Origin of the sequence: Microbacterium sp. (genome assembly GCF_052099035.1) — a bacterium.
In the GTDB taxonomy this organism is placed as follows: Bacteria; Actinomycetota; Actinomycetes; order Actinomycetales; family Microbacteriaceae; genus Microbacterium.
Genome location: NZ_JBQDSX010000056.1, coordinates 1 through 18491 on the forward strand (window position 1 = coordinate 1; position 18491 = coordinate 18491).

Here is an 18491-nt window from a genome sequence, read left to right on the forward strand (position 1 = left end):
AGTACGTGAGGCACCAGCACATCCCACACGCTCAAAGAAGCTGAGGCACGTCGCGGCCTGGCGGAACATACGGACGTCGCGTAGTGTTGCAACAAGTGGATCGGGAATGCTCGATCGGCGTATGGCCTCCGGGAATCTCGGGGGCCTTTCGCTTTCTAGGGATAGGTCTTGAGCCCGTATCCCTCCATGGCATGGAGACCAATGGGTCTGGCCGTCATATCCGCGATCTGCAGACCCGAGCTGTTCGCGCTCTTCGGTGCACAGTGAAAGGCAAGAGTCTCCGGCATCCCTCGCATCCGAGTGCTGTCCATGATCCTGCGAAATTCAAGCTCAAGCGCACGATCTTCCTTGGCGCCCCGGCTCTCGAATACGACACGTGCGGGCCGACGTGCCTGGCAGTGTTGTTGGAGTTGGAGGAAGACACGTTCGAGGCCGAACTCGAGCGCGACATGGTACGGATTTGCATTGCCTCCGCGACGTTCCCGGAAGCGCTCTTTGTCGATGACACAGGCGACGATCTCGAAACGAGATGACGCGATGACTCCGTTCAACCGGTCCATGAAGCGCTCCCTCACTGCCTCGTTCAAGAGAATGTCGTAAGGCGGAGCTGACTTGCGTATCTCGCGCTCATGAAGGATCACCATGTCATGCCCAAAGAATTCGAACTTCATCGCCTGGAGTTGCGGGACCACCGTCGAAATATAATCCTTGACCGGAAAGATGCAGAAAGACAGCACGAAGACCGGATACTGCGAATTGATGTTCGCAAGGCTGTGGTCGCCGCTCTCATCGACGTAGACCACGTAATCGCTGAAGTCGGGCATGATCCCAGGCTAGGTGTGATTCAACGCCGAAATGAAGGGCCTCGCGTCAGCGGGGCCCTTCATTCTTTCGCCGATTCTCTGCCCAGCATGATCGCGCGCAGGCTGTCGTAGATGGGCGGGGACTTCACGAGCATCGCGGTCACGACAGCTGCGCCCCCGGCGAGCAGCATCGGCACGGTGACCGTCGTGATGGCAGTCATCTCGATGATCAACGCGATTCCGGTCAACGGTGCCCGCACGGCGGATGCGAACATCGTCGACATCCCCACGATCGCCATCGCGACGACGAACTGCGTGCCGAGGCCGGGCACGAACAACTGCGCCAGATGTCCGAACGCGGTGCCGAAAAGTGCGCCCAGTGCGAGAAGCGGGGCGAAGAGACCACCGGGTGTCGCTGCCGCATACGACAGCGGCCCGGCGACGAAGCGCATGACGATGTACATGAGTAGCACGGGAAGCGCGAAAGCATGGCCTGCCAGCAGCATCTGCGTCAGCGCATCGCCACCCCCCACCGCCAGCGGATCGAGGTAGAGCGCGAGCCCGATCAGCGCGCCGATGACCGTCGCCCGCACCAGCACCGGAACCCGTGTGAGGCGGCGGCTCGCCCGGAAAAGAGCGACGATGAGGCTGTTGTAGAGCGCCCCGGCAAGGCCGATGACCACACCGAACACCAGGAACAGCGGAAGCGTGAACAGCGGCGGACCGGCAATGTCCTGCACCGCAAAATCTGGTTGATCACCGATCACGGCCCTGGAGCACACGATCGCGCTCGCGACTCCGAGGACGGTCGGAACGATCAACCGATAGTTCGCGGACCTCGCGACCTCTTCGAGCACGAACACCGCGCCACCAACGGGCGCGTTGAAGGCGACAGCGAGGCCGGCACCCGACATCGCGGTCTGCATGACCGTGAGGTCATCATCATCGAGCCGTGCGGCCCGTCCTGCACCGACGCCGAGAGCGGCTGCCAGGTGAACGGTGGGGCCTTCGCGGCCGAGAACCATACCGGAGCCGATCGAAGCGAGACCTCCGATGAACCGGCCAGGAACGACAGAGAGCGGCGGCAGCGGCATCTCATGATGAAACACCGCCTCGACGTCTTGGATCCCGCTGCCGGCGGACCGCGGCGACATGCGGACGAGGATCGCTCCCACCAGCGCACCGACTGCGACGAACGCGATGGTGATCGCCCAGCCGAATGGTACGTCGTGGGCCCAGGATGCCACGCCGTCACGCAGCGTCTCGGCCTGTACGAGCAGCCAGCGGAATGTTCCTCCGATGAAGCCGACCGCAATCCCTGCCGCGATGGCGAGCACAGCGAGCACGAGCACCGACCGGGCTGGGGACTTTCGCACTGAGGCGGTCATGTTCGACGGGCCCTGTTCATGCTCTCAGCGCCAGCGGATCGCTCTTGCCATAGATGTGGACGGCCCCGGGCCCGCCAGCGAAGAACGCGCCATGCGTGGAGCTTCCGTCTACCGGCAGGACATCGATGCTCACCTCGGGCGGGTCATCGAACGTCGCGTCGTGCGCGCCTGATGCGAACTGATCTGCCTGTTCAGCTGCCGTACGCACGCGCGCCAGCTGTGTGTGCGCGCCATACGCAGGCGATGCCGGGTTCGTGTAGTCGGCATAGACGCTGTTCACTCCTCCCACAACGCCGCGTTGCGGCGTTCCAGCCGTTCCCGGCCCCAGCGGATACTGGCCGTCGCAGTTGAACGCCCAGCCTCCGGCGCGCGCCGCTACTGCCGGTGGGTGTAGCTGCATTCCGCATGATGGAATCAGATGGAGGTCGACCCCATCGGAACGGCGTGGCCAGGGGCTGAGGGCGACGCTCCTGCGCAGTCGATGGTCGGCGTGATCCAGGCAGATTTCCACGCCGATATGAAGAGCATCGGATGCGGTCGGAACCCCCACGATCGCGTACGGATCAAATGCTTCTGTCTTGAAATCACCGCCACTGATATCAAGCACGGGGTATGCGGTCATCGGTTCAGTCACCGCAGGTCTTCCTGTGACGTCCCACAGCAGGAAATCCTCATTCGAGTCGAAGTACTTCTCCGTGGTGTAAGCGGTGACGCCCAGTTCTGAGAGCACTCCTTCGACCGGCGTCGCACTGATCACCAGCGCTCGGTTGCGCACCTCGACGAGCGGATAGGAATGGGCGACCTTGATGAAATTCACGAGCATGTCGAAGATGACATCTTTCATCGGCCCGGCAGAGCTTCGCCAGCTCTCGCCCAGCTGACGGACGACATCGTTGCGCACCGTCGAGGCCGACGACGAGAACACCGCATCGATATCGGCGACTTCAGCGGTGATGACCGTGCCGAGGACCAGATTGAAGTGCGGGTACTCGTCAGCAGGAAAGAGCTCGGCCAATCTGCGCAGGATCACATCAGCCGGATCCTGATCGCTCGGCTTGTGAATGTACGGCCCCACCGTGCCGTGCCAGAAGAATTCCGGAGCGAGGAAGACGTTGAGCACATCGGGATCCCCGACATCGTCCAGAGCCGCCTTCGCCGTATCCACAGCACGCTTCAGCGTCTGCGCACGGGCCTCGATATCGGCGCCGAAATCGTCCGACGCGCGATATGTTCCCGCGACCGCACCCGATCCGTTCGGGTCGCCCACAGCCACCATGTCGGCGGGCGCCGTCGGGATCGCCTAGCCGATGAAACGGACTTTGGAATAGTCAGCGGCACTCACGTCGTATCCTCCCCGCGACGTGCTCGGCTAATAGTCCCGTGCGACTGCGCCCACGGCAGCAGCAGAGCACCCAGTAGGAGCGATGCGGCGATGCCGACCAGTGCACCGCCGATGGTGTCCGTCATCCAATGCACCGAGAGCAGCGTCCGCGAAAAAGCCATGGCCAGCACCCACAGCACACCCAGGATCACCATCCACACCCGGGGGAACAGCAGCACGGCGACAGCGGCGATCGTAGCGGCGTTTGCCGTATGCCCAGAGGGGAATGAACCGTAGTCGGAGATCACGAGCATCTCCTCGGGACGCACTCTGCCGAACAGATGCTTGAGCACCTGCACGAGCCCGGCACTCACGAGAAACGCGAGGAGAGCAAACAGTGCAGCACGCCACCGTCGCGCGATCACGAGCGCCACGGCGATCAGGATCGGTATCGCGAAGGTGGCGATCCATCCGCCCCCTACCGCATTGAGTACGTACGCGACATCGACGACGAACGGATCACGCACCTGCCCCATCAGGCCGTTCCACCAGACATCGACCGCTGTGCCGTCGATCCCGAAAGCGTCGGAGGTCACCGCCCCCAGCACTGCCGCGACGACGAGGGCCGCGACGCCCCACCACACCAGCGCGCTTCGAGTCATCTCCTCATTGTGCCCGCTGAAGGGTGGCCCCGGTGTCAGCGCGCGATGCTTTTCAGCCCCTGCGCGAGGTCAGCGAGCAGATCTGCGCTGTCTTCGATTCCCACCGACAGCCGCACGACGTTCTCGGGAACAGCAAGCTCAGTACCCCGCACCGATGCATGCGTCATGTCCGGCGGGTAGCCGATCAGCGATTCCACTCCACCGAGAGACTCGGCCAACTGGAAGAGCTCAGTCGACTCAGCGAAGGCACGTGCTGCCTCCGGTCCTGCCGCGAGGCCGAACGACAGCATCCCGCCGAATCCGCTCATCTGCGACGCGGCGATCTCGTGGCCTGGATGCGAAGCGAGGCCCGGGTAGTAGACGGTTTCGAACTCCGGGCGGCCGGCTGCCCATTCCGCGATCGCCTGCGCGTTTTCCGAGTGCTGACGCATCCGCACCGCGAGGGTCTTGATGCCGCGGGTGGTGAGCCATCCATCAAGCGGCGCGGAGACCGCGCCGACGGCGAACTGCTGGAATTTCACCGGCTCGAAGAATCGATCGTCTGCGAAGATCACCGCTCCGCCGAGCACATCGGAGTGCCCGCCGAGGTACTTCGTGGTCGAGTGCACGACGAAGTCGGCTCCGAGCGCGATCGGGTTCTGCAGTGCCGGGGAGGCGAACGTATTGTCGACGACGACCAGAACCCCGGCCGCATGCGCGATCTCGACGATCTTCGCGATGTCGATGATCTTCAGCAGCGGGTTGCTCGGCGTCTCGATCCAGATGATCTTCGTCTCGGGCCGGATCGCTGCGCGCACCGTATCCGCATCGCCCAGCTCCACCGTGGTCGTCTCGACGCCCCACGCCGTGTGAACCTTGGTCAGCAGCCGGTAGGTGCCCCCGTACACATCGTTGCCGAGCAGTACGTGGTCCCCTGGCTTCAGAATGCCACGCAGCAGCGCATCTTCTGCGGCAAGGCCGGACGCGAACGAGAGCGCTTCGACGCCTCCTTCGAGCGCTGCGAGCTGCGTCTGGAGCGAGTTGCGCGTCGGGTTCGCGGCGCGGTTGTACTCGTACCCCGCGCGGAAGCCGCCGATGCCGTCCTGCACGTGCGTGGATGCCTGATAGATCGGTGGGATGATCGCGCCGGTGAGCGGATCGGGCTCCTGACCGGCGTGGATGGCACGGGTGGCGAAGGCGTGATCGGACATGTCTTCCAGACTATGCCGGGCGCACATCCGGTGCGCGTGTGTGACGCTCTGCGTCAGCGCGAGAGATAGGCGAGCAGATCCTGCCGCGTGAGGACGGCGTGCGGCCGTCCTCCCTCCGTCACCAGCAGCGCATCGGCGGCGGCGAGCGCCGTGCGCGCCTGCTCCACAGAGTCGTGGATGCCGATGAGCGGCAGCATCCCGTCGATATGAGCGCCCACGGCGTCGGTCGGCTTCGCCTCCCCACGGAAGAGTCGGTCCAGAAGACCCTTCTCATCGATCGACCCGAGGACCTCGCCCATCATCACCGGGGGCTCGGCGCTGAGCACGACCAGCTGCGAGACCGCGAACTCGGTCATCATGCCGATGACGTCGAGCACCGTATCGCTCGGGTGCGCATGCACGAGGTCGGGGATGCTGTTGTCCGCTGACCCCTGGGCCTGTCGCAGCGCGAGACTCGCCGCCACGACGTCTGCGACGGTCTCCCCCGCCTCGATCTCGCTGAACCCGTACGAGCGCATCCAGGAATCGTTGAAGATCTTCGCGAGGTAGCCGCGACCGCCGTCTGGCAGGAGCACCACCATGACGGCATCGGCAGGAAGGGTCTTCGCGACGCGCAGCGCACCGACGACAGCCATGCCGCTGGATCCTCCGACGAGGATCCCCTCCTCGCGCGCCAGGCGCCGCGTCATCGTGAACGACTCGGCGTCATCGACGGCGACGATCTCGTGCGGGATGGCCGGGTCATATGTTCCCGGCCAGATGTCTTCGCCGACCCCTTCGACGAGGTAGGGCCGGCCCGTCCCGCCGGAGTACACGCTTCCTTCGGGATCGACCCCGACGATGCGCACCCGATCCTCCGATACTTCACGCAGATAGCGACCGGTACCGCTGATCGTGCCTCCAGTGCCGATACCTGCGACGAAGTGCGTGACCCGGCCGTCGGTATCCCGCCAGATCTCCGGGCCGGTGGTCTCGTAGTGACTGCGCGGACCGTTCGGATTGTCGTACTGGTTGGGCTTGAACGCCCCCGGGATCTCCCGCACCAGCCGGTCACTGACGCTGTAGTACGACTCGGGGCTGTCGGCCGGCACCGACGTGGGAGTCATCACGATCTCTGCGCCGTACGCACGCAGCACGTCGATCTTCTCTTCGCCGACCTTGTCCGGCACGACGAAGATGCACGAGTATCCGCGCTGCTGGGCGACCAATGCCAGACCGACACCGGTGTTGCCGCTGGTGGGTTCGACGATCGTGCCGCCGGGCTTCAGCTCACCCGATGCTTCGGCCGCATCGATGATGCGCCCGGCGATCCGGTCTTTCGCAGACCCGCCCGGGTTGAAGTACTCGAGCTTGACCAGCACCGTGCACTCGATGCCCGCCGTGACATGCTGCAGCTTCACGAGAGGGGTATTGCCGACAAGGTCGACGATGTGCTCGGCGTAGTCCATGAGTCCAGCGTAGAGGCGCCGTGCGTCGTGTTACCCCTTCGTGGACCCCGCCAGCAGACCACGCACGAAGTACCGCTGCAGCGCGAAGAACACGATCAACGGCACGATGATCGACACGAACGCTCCCGCGGTGAGCAGATGCCAGTCGTTGCCTCGTGTTCCCGTGATTTCTGCCAGCAGCTTCGTGATCGGAGCTGCACCACCATCCGCGAACACCAGCGCGACCAGCAGGTCGTTCCACACCCACAGGAACTGGAAGATCGCGACCGACGCGATCGCCGGCATCGTCAACGGCAGCACGATGCGGAAGAAGATCTGTCCGCGGGATGCGCCGTCCACCCGGGCGGCCTCGACGATTTCGTTCGGGATCTCCGACATGAAGTTGTGCAGCAGATAGATCGCCAGCGGCAGCGCGAACATCGAGTGGGCGAACCACACCTGCGCATAGCCGCCGGATGCTCCCAGCGGCAGCGTCACCTGCAGACCGAAAATGCTCAGACCGCGCGAGAACGTCGACAGCAGCGGCACCAGTGCCATCTGAATCGGCACGATCTGGAGCGCGAAGATGAAGATGAAGAGGAAGTTGCGTCCCTTGAAATCGATCCATGCGAACGCGTACGCAGCCATCGATGCGATCATCAGCGGGACGATCGTGGCCGGGATGGTGATGGCGATCGAGTTCACGAACGACTCGAGCATCGTCAGCTGCGTGGTGCCGGATGCCAGCACGTCGACGTAGTTCTCCCCCGTCACCTGCGGGTTCAGGAAGAACTCCCACCAGCCGCTCGTGAGGATCTGATCACGCGGACGGAACGAGGAGATGAAAAGCCCCAGTGTCGGGACCGTCCACAGCACCGCGATGATGATGGAGGCGACCGACGCCCACGGGCGCGACAGCTTCTTGCGAGCGCGTCCTGCCGAGGCATCCAGGCGTCCGCGCTTGGTGCCCTTGCCGGCACCGTCGATCGCGATCGTCTCGAGGTCGGGGCTGCTCAGTGTGTCGCTCATCGGATCTCCCGCTGCTTCTGGATCTGGCGCGCGTTGTAGACGACGATCGGCAGCACCAGGATGAACAGGATGACGGCGAGCGCGGCGCTTCGTCCCGCCTCGAACTTCGAGAACTGGGTGTACATCTCGTTCGCGAGCACGCTGGTCTCGTAGTTTCCTGCCGTCATCGTCCGGACGATGTCGAAGACCTTCAGCGAGGCGATCGAGATCGTCGTCAGTACGACGATGAGTGCCGGACGGATCGCGGGAACGGTGACCGATTTAAAGCGTTGCCAGGCGTTGGCGCCGTCGAGTTCGGCTGCTTCGAGGAGCTCCATCGGCACGCCCTTGATGGATGCCGAAAGGATCACCATCGCGAATCCGGTCTGCACCCAGATCAGCACGATGATCAGGAACAGCGTGTTCCACGGTGGATTGAGCAGGAACTGCTGCGGTTCGCCGCCGAGCCAGACGAGGATCTGATTGAGCAGACCGATCTGGTTGTACTGCGACCCGCGGTACTCGTACATGAACCGCCAGATGATGCCGGCGCCCACGAACGAAATGGCCATCGGCATGAAGACCAGGACTTTGTAGATCTTCTCACCGCGTGTGCGGTCGATGAACACCGCGTATGCGAGGCCGACGATGGTCGACACGGTCGGCACGACGAGCACCCACACGATCGTGTTCACCACGACGCGGACACCATCGGGTTGCCCGAATATCCAGGTGTAGTTGGCGAGGCCGACGAAGCTCTTGCCCGACGAGTTCAGGAATGAGGCGACGAATGTCTGTATCGACGGAAGGATGAGCCCGATCAGCAGCAGCAAGAATGCCGGCGCGAGGAACGCGACGAGCTGCAGGAGATATCCCTTGCCCGCCCGCGAGCGGTAGTCAAGGAGGAAGAAGATCGCACCGACGACGACGGCCACGCCGATCGCCCAGTAGTAGGAGCGGAAGAACCACATCACCGCGACCGGGATGAGCAGACACATCGCCAGGCGTGCGACGGTGTACCACTTGCCGCTGCGTGGTGCGACGTCCACGAGGAACAGGATGACGACCACCACCACGGCGAAGGCTATGACGACAACCACAGCCTGCAGCACCGCTGGCAGCGTTCCAATCCATAGGAAGAAGTCAGTCGCGGTCACGGAGTCCCCTTTGCAAGATCTTCGATGGTCGATGCGTCATCGCGCGGACCAGAGCAGGTGGGCCGCCCGCTCGGGCGGCCCACCTGGAAACGGATCAGCCTGCCGGCCAGCCCGATTCGATCTGCTGGAGCACCTCGTCTGTGGGGCTGCCATTGACCCAGGCGACCATGCCCTTCCAGAACGTGCCTGCACCGACAGCACCCGGCATCAGGTCACTGGCATCGAAGCGGAACGTGGTGTCCGGGTCCTGCAGGATCTTGATGGTCTCCTGAAGGATCGGGTCCTGTGCGTTGGCCGGGTCGAGGCCGTTGTTGGCCGAGGTGACACCGCCGAGGCTCACGCGGCTGTTCGCCCACTCGGGGCTGGAGAGGTACGCGAGCACCTTCTGCGTCGCCTCGGAGTCGCTGAACGCGCCGACGATCTCACCGGCACCGGTGACGGCGCTGGCATCTGCGGTCTCGCCCGGAAGCATGAACGCCCACACGTCGCCGTCCTCAGCGATGGTGGTGTCCTCCGGGAAGAAGCCCGACAGGAACGACGCCTGGTGGGTCAGCGCGCACTCGCCGGATGCGAGAGCCGGAGCTACATCACCGAACGCGGTGGAGTTGATCGACTTGACATCGCCGAAGCCGGCGTTGACGTTGGCCGGGGTCAGAAGAATCTTGCCGACCGCATCGAACGCTTCCTTGATCTGCGGGTCCGTGAACGTGACCTCGTTGGTCACCCACTGGTCGTAGACCTCAGGTCCGGACTGACGCAGCACGTAGTCCTCAATCCAGTCCGTTCCCGGCCATCCGGTTGCGGTGCCGGACTCGAAGCCCGCACACCATGCCGGTGCACCGGTCGAGGCCTGGATCGTGTCGGTGAGGGTCTGAAGGTCATCGAGGGTCTTCGGAACCTCTACGCCCCACTCGGCGAACTTCGCCGGGGAGTACCAGATCCAGCCCTTGACGTTGGCCATCAGCGGAGCACCGTAGAAGGTTCCGTCGTAGGTGCCGTAGTTCACCCAGTCTTCGGTCCAGTACTCGTTGGCGTTCTTCTCGACCTCTTCGGGAGCGGGCTTGAGGAAGTCGCGCGACGCGAAGTCTGCGAACAGACCCGGCTGCGGGAAGATCGCGATGTCGGGCGGGTTGCCACCCTGTGCGCGCGTTCCGAGCTGCGTCTCGAAGTCCTGGCTGCCCTCGTACTTGATCTCGATGTTGTTCTCGGCGGACCAGTCAGCCCAGGACTCCTGCAGGAGTTCGGCTTCGCTGTCGACGATCGTGCCGTAGATGGTGACCGTACCGCCGTCGCCGTCGCCGCCATCGCTGCCGCCGCCTTCTGGTGCACCGGGTGCTCCGCACCCCGCAAGCGCGATGCCCGCTACGCCGAGGATGGCGAGCGGCGCAAGACGCCGATAACGCTGTGACAGTGCCATGTGATTTCTCCTCTTCGAGTTCACGTCCCCTGTGCGATCCAGCGCACAGAGCAACCGGATCGGGAACCGCTTCCAGCCCCAACATACTGGCCGCGAACGACCCCGCACAATGCCGGGAGATCACAAGCTGACAACCTTTGATCGTCTCCGCAAGGAAAATCATGGGAGCGGTACCAGCTGAAAAGTCTGGGACCGGTTCCCTTTTGTGGGTCCCCCGGCTACGCTGTGGACGCGGGTGCGATGAGGCATCGCGCAGTCATCGGGGAGCATGCATGAGCACGATCGCGGATGTCGCCGCGCGTGCTGGCGTTTCCAAAGCGACCGCCAGCCGGGCTCTCAGCGGTCGCGGCTACGTGTCGACTCAGACGCGTGAACGTGTCGAAGCCGCGGCGCGCACCCTGTCGTACGTCGCGCATTCCTCTGCCACGAGCCTCGCGACCGGGCGCACGCAGACGATCGCCGTGATCGTGCCGACCGTCGGTCGATGGTTCTTCTCCGAGCTGCTCGCCGGCATCCAGGAGTCACTGCTCGAGCGCGACTACGACCTGACACTGTTCGGTGTTCCCGAAGACTCATCCGCACGCGCTCACGTCATCGACGACCTTCTCCCCCGGCGCAGGTTCGACGGACTCGTCGCCGTCGGCATCCAGCCGGACTCGCACGATATGCGCCAGCTCCTCCGCCTGGATCGCCCCATCGTCAGCGTGGGCCCGCACAGTGCAGACATCAGCGCGGTGGCGATCGATGACGCCGCCGCAGCGCGGATCGCGACTGAGCACCTCATCGATCTCGGTCACTCCGAGATCGCCTTCCTCGGCGGTGGCGACCGGACCGACGCGCTCACCTTCGGTGATGCCCGCAGACGGGACGGCTATCGATCAGCGATGGATGCTGCGGGCCTCACCGCCCGCTCGCTGGTGATTCCCGCCTCGGGAACGATGCCCAGCGGCTACGAGGCGGCTGTGGAACTGCTCGGCAATCGACGCACCCGGCCGACAGCCGTGGTGGGCGTGTGCGATGAAGTGGCGATCGGCGCGATCATCGCCGCACGACGGGTCGGCATCGCGGTGCCGACCGAGCTGAGCGTCGTCGGAATCGATGATCACCAGCACGCCGAGATGTTCGCGCTGACGACGATCCGACAGCAGCCGCGCGAGCAGGGAAGCACGGCTGTGCAGCTGCTGCTGCGCCGCCTGGATGACCCTGATGCACCTCACCAGCACGTGATCGCAGCATCCGCTCTCGTGGTACGCAACTCATCTGCACCGCTGCGGTGAACGCACGAATGCCCCGGGTCGTGACCCGGGGCATTCGTTAGAGCGAGACGCGATTACTTGAGCGTAACCGAGGCGCCAGCGGCCTCGAGGGTCTCCTTGGCCTTCTCGGCGGTCTCCTTGTTGGCGCCCTCAAGGACAGCCTTCGGAGCGCCGTCGACGACAGCCTTGGCCTCGCCGAGGCCGAGCGAGGTGAGCTCGCGGACAGCCTTGATGACCTGGATCTTCTTGTCGCCAGCAGCCTCGAGGATGACGTCGAAGGAGTCCTTCTCCTCAACCTCTTCAGCAGCGCCAGCGCCACCAGCGCCGGCAACGGCGACGGGGGCAGCAGCGGTGACGTCGAACTTCTCCTCGAACGCCTTCACGAACTCGCTGAGCTCGACAAGGGTCAGGTCTGCAAACTGCTCGAGCAGCTGCTCGGTGGTGAGCTTCGCCATGATGTATCTCCTAGTTTGATGGGGTTTGTGGAACGAGATCGCCGGTCGCTTACGCGGCCTGTGCGGTCTCCAGCTTTTCGCGAAGCGCGTCGATGGTCGCGGCAGCCTTGCCCATCGTCGCCTTCATCATGCCCGCAGCCTTCGCCAGCAGAACCTCACGGCTCTCGAGCGCGGCGTACTTGTTGACCTCGTCGGCGCTGAGAGCATTGCCCTCAAAAACGCCGCCCTTGATCACGAGAAGCGGGTTGGCCTTGGCGAAATCACGAAGAGCCTTCGCAGTGGCGACGAAGTCACCATGTACGAACGCGACAGCCGACGGACCCTTGAGGTCGTCGTCCAGCGCGGAGATCCCAGCCTTGTTGGCAGCGATCTTGGTCAGCGTGTTCTTCACCACGGCGTACTCAGCGTCCTGACGGATGCTGTTGCGCAGCTCCTTGAGCTGGGCAACCGTCAGACCGCGGTACTCGGTCAGCAGGACGGCGTTCGAGTTCTCGAATGACTTCGTGAGCTCGGCAACCGATGCATCCTTCTGCGCCATGGTCACTCCTTGGTGTGTACGGGATGCCTCACGTGCGTGAGGCACCACCTGGACCGCTCGCATGCAAACAAAAACGCCCCGGCGCAAGCGACGGAGCGTGGAATCCAGTTTCCTGGAGAAACGATCATGTCCCTGCGCGGGCCCCTGCAATGCAGTGCTTCATTCGTCTTGCGCTTGCGCGCACGGCGATGACCAGCGGTCTTCGGTTAGTTCAACTGTAACCCACCGCGAGTCGTCCTCAAAATCAGTGCCGGTCGGCCGCGCGGCCCGAGTGCCCACCGAGTGCGTCTGCCGCCCGTACGAGTGTGAGGTGAGAGAAAGCCTGCGGCATGTTGCCGACCTGCCGCCCCTTGTCGACGTCGTATTCCTCGGACAGCAGACCGACGTCGTTCACGAGTGCGACGAGCCGGCCCATCAGGGCGGTGGCGTCATCGATGCGGCCGCTGGCCGCATACTGCTCGACGAGCCAGAAACTGCAGGCCAGGAACGGATGTTCGCCCCCATCGAGCCCATCGACGCCGGAAGAGGTGCGGTACCGCATGAGCAGGCCATCGCGCATGAGCGTGTGCTCCATCTGCTGGACAGTGCGCAGCATCCGCGGGTCATCTGCCGCGCAGTATCCGACCTGCGGGAGGGTGAGCAGCGAGGCATCCACCTCATCCGTGTCATAGTGCTGCACGAAATAGCCGTCTGCATGCACGCCGCGCTCGTCGATCTCGGCGCGCAACCGTTCGCGCATCTGCTCCCAGCGGTCCGCGTTCCCAGCGAGCCCGTGTTCGCGCACCGCGCGCACCCCACGGTCCAGCGCAGCCCACATCATCACGCGAGAGTGAGTGAACCAGCGCAGCGGACCTCGGATCTCCCAGATCCCATTGTCTTGACGTTCCATACCGGCGATCACACGCTCAAGGAGCGCTCTCTGCAGCGGCCAGGAGAACTCGGTCTCATCGAGTCCTGCGATCCGCGCCGCCTCCAACGCGACCAGAACCTCGCCGAGCACGTCACCCTGGTACTGCTCGACCGCACCGTTTCCCACCCGCACGGGCGCGGCGCCGTCGTAGCCGGGCAGACTCGTCAACTCGCGCTCGGTGAGATCACGCTCGCCCGCGATCCCGTACATGATCTGCACCTCGGCGGGCTCACCGGCCACCGCACGCAGCAGCCACCTCCGCCAGTGGTGCACCTGCTCGAGGAAGCCGTGCGTGATCAGAGCTTCCAGCGTGAGCGCGGCATCGCGCAGCCACACAAAGCGGTAATCCCAGTTACGGGATCCTCCGAACTGCTCCGGCAATGAAGTCGTCGGAGCCGCCACGATGCCACCGGTGTCGCGGTTCGTCAGCGCGCGCAGCACGAGCAGCGAGCGCACCACGGTGTCGCGGTGCGGTCCTTCGTGAGCGATGGGACTCGCCCATCCCTGCCACCACGAACGCGTTCGTGCGATCGCAGCCTCGACGTCCAGCGGAACAGGGTCGGACTCATGCGATGGATGCCAGGTGAGAACGAGGTCTCGGGTCTCATCCGCCGAGACAGTGAAGTCGGCCGTGTGCCTGTGATCGGATGCCGTCAGCGCGATGCCGCGGATGATGACTGCGTCCGGCCCCGCTATCGCGCTCACCGCCGGCTCTTCCGGTGTACCGACCTGCCGCACCCAGGGCAGAGCGCGCGCGTAGTCGAAGTGCATGCGCAGCTCAGTGGTGAAGGCGACATTCCCCGTGATGCCGATGACACGGCGGACGACATCGGTGCGGTCGTCCGTCATCGGCAGGAACTCGTGCACCTCGGCGACGCCGTCCGCGCACTCCCACCGGGTGACGAGGATGAACGTATCCGGCAGATAGTGCCGCTGCGCGGTCGCCGACCGGTCGCGGGGGCGGAGGATCCAGCATCCATGCGTCGGATCGCCCAGGATCGCACCGAAGATCGATGCGGAATCGAAGCGCGGCAGACACAACCAGTCGATGCTGCCCTCGCGAGAAACCAGCGCAGCCGTTCGGCAGTCGCTGAGAAGGGCGTAGTCCTCGATCGGAGCGGGCATTGCCCGATTCTTGCATGCCTCTGGTCGGGGCGCACGGGTCGCGTTACGGTGGGCCCATGAATGCTGCGACCACACTCGTCATCTTCGGAGTCACCGGCGACCTGGCTTCGCGCCTTCTGCTTCCGGCGCTCGGTCAGCTCCTCGTTACCGAACCGGATCGACATGTCCGCCTCATCGGCGCGGGGATGCAGGACTGGTCGGACAAAGACCTGGACAAGGTGGTGCGCACGTCGTTCGAATCATCGGATGCTGCGGCCTGCATCGAACGCGTCGAGGCCACCTACCGCAAAGCGGACATCACCCAGACCGCAGATCTGAAGAAGCTGCTGAGTGGCCTGGACGGCCAGGTCGCACTCTACTTCGCCGTACCTCCGAATGTCGCGGCCGCAGCCTGTGAAGCCCTCACCGCCGACATGCTTCCCGATGGTGCGATGCTCGCGCTCGAGAAGCCGTTCGGAACGAATGAGGACAGCGCACGTACGCTCAACGCGCGCCTCGCCGAGCTCGTCCCAGAGGAGCAGGTGTTCCGTGTGGATCATTTCCTGGGCAAGTCGACCACGCTGAACCTGCTGGGCGCGCGCTTCGCCAACCGGGTGCTCGAGCCGCTGTGGTCGGCTGAGAGCATCGAATCCGTGACCATCGTCTACGACGAGAGGCTCGGGCTCGAGGGCAGGGCGGGCTATTACGATCATGCCGGCGCGCTCGTCGACATGATCCAGAGCCACCTTCTGCAGGTTCTCGCCGTTGTTGCGATGGAGCAGCCAGCGACGCTCGATGAGCTGGACTTCCGGGAGGCGACATCCGCTGTCCTGCGCGCCACCCGTATCAAGGACGGCGACGCCACACTCTCGTCACAGCGCGCCCGATACACGGCGGGAAGTGTCGATGGCGTCGAGAAGCCGTCCTATACCGATGAGCCAGGGGTCGATCCGAAGCGCGGCACGGAGACGCTCGCCGAAGCCACATTTGAGGTGCGCAACGCGCGCTGGGCGGGGGTGCCGTTCATCCTGCGGTCCGGCAAGGCTCTGAGTGACCCCGCGCGTGAGATCGTCGTGCGCTTCAAAGGGGTGCGGCACATCCCGGTCGGGCTACGCGGGTCGGCCGCTGGCGCTGTGCTGCGCTTCTCCCTGGCGCCGGACCAGATGTCGCTCGAGCTCAACCTCAATGGTGCCGATGACCCGTTCGTGCTTGAACGGGCGACGCTGTCCGCCGATCTCGGTGCCGGTCAGCTGCTCGCCTATGCCGAGGTGCTCTCCGGAATTCTCGATGCGGATCCGATGCTGTCGGTCCGCGGGGATGCCGCGGAGCAGTGCTGGCGGATCGTTCAACCGGTGCTGGACGCCTGGTCGAACGACGAGGTGCCGCTCGACGAATATGCGGCCGGTTCACACGGGCCCGAGCGCTGGCCGTTCCAGCGCTGAGCGGCGCGGCAGGACAATCAGGGCCTGTGGCGCAGGGTAGCCTCGTGTGGTGACCCCAGAACTTCAGGCTCGAATCGTCGCGGACTCCCGCGATCGGGTCGCCTGGCTCCGGGCACGCGCACGAGGCATCACGGCGACGGACGTCGCCGGACTCTCGAGCGAGAAGTCGATCGCCAGAGCGGCTGACGCCAAGCTCGGTGGCGGAGCACGCTTCGCCGGCAACGCCTATACGGATCACGGTCGACGGCGCGAGCCGGAGATCGCGGCGTGGGTCGCTGCGACACACGGCATCCGGCCTTCCTCTGCACTCTTCCGCGCCGAGGCCGAGCAGCGGCATCTGGCCACCCCTGATGGCGTCGTGCAAGACACCGATGGCCGGATTCTGCTCGCGGAGATCAAGACGACGAACAAGAACTGGCGCACGATCCCCCGCACCTATCTGCGGCAGGTCTGGTGGCAACAGCACGTGCTCGGCGCGGAGCGGACGCTCTTCGTATGGGAGGAGCACGTCGACTTCCGCCCCATCGATGATGAGCCGCGATGCGTATGGATCGATCGTGACGAGCGCGAGATCGGACAGCTCGTGGGGCTTGCAACGAGGCTGATCGACGAGCTCTATCACCGTACGACCGGACAGCGCCCGCCGAGCGCGGCGGTCGCTGCGGCATCCAGCCGACGCGAAGCGCTCCGCGAGCGCGATGCGTTCCGCGCTCTCGCGCTTGCCGACTAGTTCCTCAACTCAGCACCCTGCGCGCTTCCGCTGCGACCTCGCGGGCGATCGCATCGAGCAGCTCGGATCGCAGATTCCACTGCTGCCAGTACAGGGGCACGGTGATCGGCGCTCCACCCAACCGCACGACCGAACCGGATGCCAGAGCGGCAGTCAGTTGGACGCCGGGAAGCAGCCCCCACCCCAGGCCAAGCGTTACCGCAGATGCGAAGTCATGCGAGGCCGGCACGTAGTGACGCGGTAGGCCCTGAGCGTCGATGCCGCGGTCTGCCAGCCACTGGCGCTGCAGCCCGTCCCGACGGTCGAACTCGACGAAGGGAGCTCGGTGGAGGGCATCGGGTGTGACGCCGTCCGGAAACCAGCGCAGCATGAAGTCCTGCGTGGCCACCGCTTCGTACTGCAGAACGCCGAGGGCTGTGGCGGTGCATCCGGTCACCGGCGTCGCCTCCGAAGTGACAGCCGCCATCACCTCCCCGGATTCGAGCAGTCGCGCCGTGAAGTCCTGATCGTCGCGATGCAGATCGAAGTCGATGTCGTGCGACGCGCTGAGTCGTGCAAGCGGTGCGAGGAACCAGGTCGCCATGGAATCGGCATTCACCGCGAGCGGCACACTCACCCTCCCGCTCGCACCGGCTACGCCGAGTTCCGCGAGCGCTTCATGCTCAAGGAGTGAAACCTGGCGTGCCATCCGGACGATCGCCTCGCCGGAGGTCGTCGCCGTCGCCGGTCGGCCTCGCACGATCAGAACCCGGCCGAGCTGCTGTTCCAACGTCCTCAGCCGCTGACTCACCGCCGATGGCGTGATGCTGAGTGCGCGCGCCGCCGCCTCAAGGCTCCCGCCGTCGACGATCGCTGCCACTGTCGCGGCCAGTTCTGGAGAAATGGATGCCATGAAGCGATGCTAATGGAGAGTAAGTTATCTGCGCTGGCGCTAATGCGAGGCGCGACTTACGGTCGAAGGGTGATCACGTTCTTCTCCGGCCTCGGCCTCGGCCTCTCGCTCATCATCGCCATCGGCGCACAGAATGCCTACGTGCTGCGCCAGGGCGTTCGGCGGGAGCACGTGCTGGCTGTCGTCGTGGTGTGCGCGGCATCTGATGCCATCCTCATCGTCGCCGGAGTTGCGGGTCTCGGCTACGTGATCGAGCAGCTCCCCTGGGTCATCGTGATCGTTCGATGGCTCGGTGCCGCGTTCCTCCTGGGATACGGGCTGTTGGCTGCCCGCAGAGCGCTGCGCGGGACGGGCGAGTCACTCGACACAGATAGTGATCGCGTGTCTCGGAACGGGACACGCCTCGCACCTATTGTGATGACCGTTCTCGCCCTGACGTGGCTCAATCCGCATGTGTACCTCGACACGGTACTCATGCTGGGATCGATCGCCGCAGCTCACGGAGAAGATCGCTGGGTGTTCGCATCCGGCGCGGTGCTCGCGAGCATCATCTGGTTCTCAGCTCTGGGCTATGGAGCGCGTCGCCTGAGCAGGTGGCTGAATACACCGCGGGCGTGGCGGATCCTCGACGGCATGATCGCCGTGATGATGATCGCCCTGGCCGTCATGCTGATCGTCCAGGCGATCGGCTGAGTTAACGCAAAAGAGCCACCCAACTATGGGTGGCTCTTTTGTTTAAAAGGAGTTCGGCGGTGTCCTACTCTCCCACAGGGTCCCCCCTGCAGTACCAT

Annotated in this window: 17 protein-coding genes; 4 read left to right on the plus strand and 13 right to left on the minus strand. The window is 64.6% G+C overall.

Annotated elements, in window-relative coordinates:
- Window positions 1-155: 155 nt before the first annotated feature.
- The 9 genes from ACTIAO_RS13885 to ACTIAO_RS13925 form a co-directional block, all read right to left on the minus strand.
- Window positions 156-824, minus strand: a complete 669-nt coding sequence (locus ACTIAO_RS13885; RefSeq protein WP_441906813.1) for a DUF3800 domain-containing protein — start codon at window positions 822-824, stop codon at window positions 156-158.
- A gap of 59 nt (window positions 825-883) precedes the next feature.
- Window positions 884-2179, minus strand: a complete 1296-nt coding sequence (locus ACTIAO_RS13890; RefSeq protein ID WP_441906814.1) for a ClC family H(+)/Cl(-) exchange transporter — start codon at window positions 2177-2179, stop codon at window positions 884-886.
- A gap of 28 nt (window positions 2180-2207) precedes the next feature.
- Window positions 2208-3467, minus strand: coding sequence for a hypothetical protein (locus ACTIAO_RS13895; protein ID WP_441906815.1), 1260 nt, complete (start codon window positions 3465-3467; stop codon window positions 2208-2210).
- A gap of 62 nt (window positions 3468-3529) precedes the next feature.
- Window positions 3530-4174, minus strand: coding sequence for a phosphatase PAP2 family protein (locus ACTIAO_RS13900; protein ID WP_441906816.1), 645 nt, complete (start codon window positions 4172-4174; stop codon window positions 3530-3532).
- A gap of 35 nt (window positions 4175-4209) precedes the next feature.
- The gene (locus tag ACTIAO_RS13905; protein WP_441906817.1) at window positions 4210-5364 is read right to left on the minus strand and encodes a cystathionine gamma-synthase; all 1155 of its coding nucleotides are present in this window, start codon (window positions 5362-5364) and stop codon (window positions 4210-4212) included.
- A 53-nt stretch (window positions 5365-5417) separates the two neighbouring features.
- Window positions 5418-6812 (minus strand): cystathionine beta-synthase, encoded by a 1395-nt coding sequence (locus tag ACTIAO_RS13910; protein WP_441906818.1) that lies wholly within the window; start codon window positions 6810-6812, stop codon window positions 5418-5420.
- 30 nt (window positions 6813-6842) lie between these two features.
- Window positions 6843-7820 (minus strand): carbohydrate ABC transporter permease, encoded by a 978-nt coding sequence (locus ACTIAO_RS13915; RefSeq protein WP_441906819.1) that lies wholly within the window; start codon window positions 7818-7820, stop codon window positions 6843-6845.
- The gene (locus ACTIAO_RS13920) at window positions 7817-8956 is read right to left on the minus strand and encodes a carbohydrate ABC transporter permease (RefSeq protein WP_441906820.1); all 1140 of its coding nucleotides are present in this window, start codon (window positions 8954-8956) and stop codon (window positions 7817-7819) included. Before ACTIAO_RS13920 ends, ACTIAO_RS13915 begins: the two co-directional genes overlap by 4 nt.
- Window positions 8957-9050: 94 nt before the next feature.
- Window positions 9051-10373 (minus strand): ABC transporter substrate-binding protein, encoded by a 1323-nt coding sequence (locus ACTIAO_RS13925; RefSeq protein ID WP_441906821.1) that lies wholly within the window; start codon window positions 10371-10373, stop codon window positions 9051-9053.
- 272 nt (window positions 10374-10645) lie between these two features.
- Here ACTIAO_RS13925 and ACTIAO_RS13930 point away from each other — a divergent pair, with 272 nt between their 5' ends.
- Entirely contained in the window at window positions 10646-11650 is a 1005-nt protein-coding gene (locus ACTIAO_RS13930) for a LacI family DNA-binding transcriptional regulator (protein ID WP_441906823.1), read from the plus strand.
- Window positions 11651-11703: 53 nt separating this feature from the next.
- Here the strand turns inward: ACTIAO_RS13930 and rplL are convergent, their stop codons facing one another.
- The 3 genes from rplL to ACTIAO_RS13945 form a co-directional block, all read right to left on the minus strand.
- Window positions 11704-12084, minus strand: a complete 381-nt coding sequence (rplL, locus tag ACTIAO_RS13935; RefSeq protein WP_441906824.1) for a 50S ribosomal protein L7/L12 — start codon at window positions 12082-12084, stop codon at window positions 11704-11706.
- Window positions 12085-12133: 49 nt separating this feature from the next.
- Complete coding sequence (rplJ, locus tag ACTIAO_RS13940) at window positions 12134-12622, minus strand: 50S ribosomal protein L10 (protein ID WP_441906825.1); 489 nt, start codon at window positions 12620-12622, stop codon at window positions 12134-12136.
- Window positions 12623-12866: 244 nt separating this feature from the next.
- Window positions 12867-14657: a glycoside hydrolase family 15 protein gene (locus tag ACTIAO_RS13945; RefSeq protein WP_441906826.1), complete on the minus strand. Its 1791-nt coding sequence runs from the start codon at window positions 14655-14657 to the stop codon at window positions 12867-12869.
- A gap of 56 nt (window positions 14658-14713) precedes the next feature.
- Here ACTIAO_RS13945 and ACTIAO_RS13950 point away from each other — a divergent pair, with 56 nt between their 5' ends.
- Both ACTIAO_RS13950 and ACTIAO_RS13955 read left to right on the plus strand, forming a co-directional pair.
- Window positions 14714-16078 (plus strand): glucose-6-phosphate dehydrogenase, encoded by a 1365-nt coding sequence (locus ACTIAO_RS13950; RefSeq protein WP_441906828.1) that lies wholly within the window; start codon window positions 14714-14716, stop codon window positions 16076-16078.
- A 49-nt stretch (window positions 16079-16127) separates the two neighbouring features.
- On the plus strand, window positions 16128-16808 hold the full coding sequence (locus ACTIAO_RS13955) for a YqaJ viral recombinase family protein (RefSeq protein ID WP_441906829.1): 681 nt from the start codon (window positions 16128-16130) through the stop codon (window positions 16806-16808).
- Between the two features lie 4 nt (window positions 16809-16812).
- Here the strand turns inward: ACTIAO_RS13955 and ACTIAO_RS13960 are convergent, their stop codons facing one another.
- The gene (locus ACTIAO_RS13960) at window positions 16813-17700 is read right to left on the minus strand and encodes a LysR family transcriptional regulator ArgP (protein ID WP_441906831.1); all 888 of its coding nucleotides are present in this window, start codon (window positions 17698-17700) and stop codon (window positions 16813-16815) included.
- 69 nt (window positions 17701-17769) lie between these two features.
- Here ACTIAO_RS13960 and ACTIAO_RS13965 point away from each other — a divergent pair, with 69 nt between their 5' ends.
- On the plus strand, window positions 17770-18393 hold the full coding sequence (locus ACTIAO_RS13965) for a LysE/ArgO family amino acid transporter (RefSeq protein WP_441906832.1): 624 nt from the start codon (window positions 17770-17772) through the stop codon (window positions 18391-18393).
- Window positions 18394-18491: the final 98 nt, after the last annotated feature.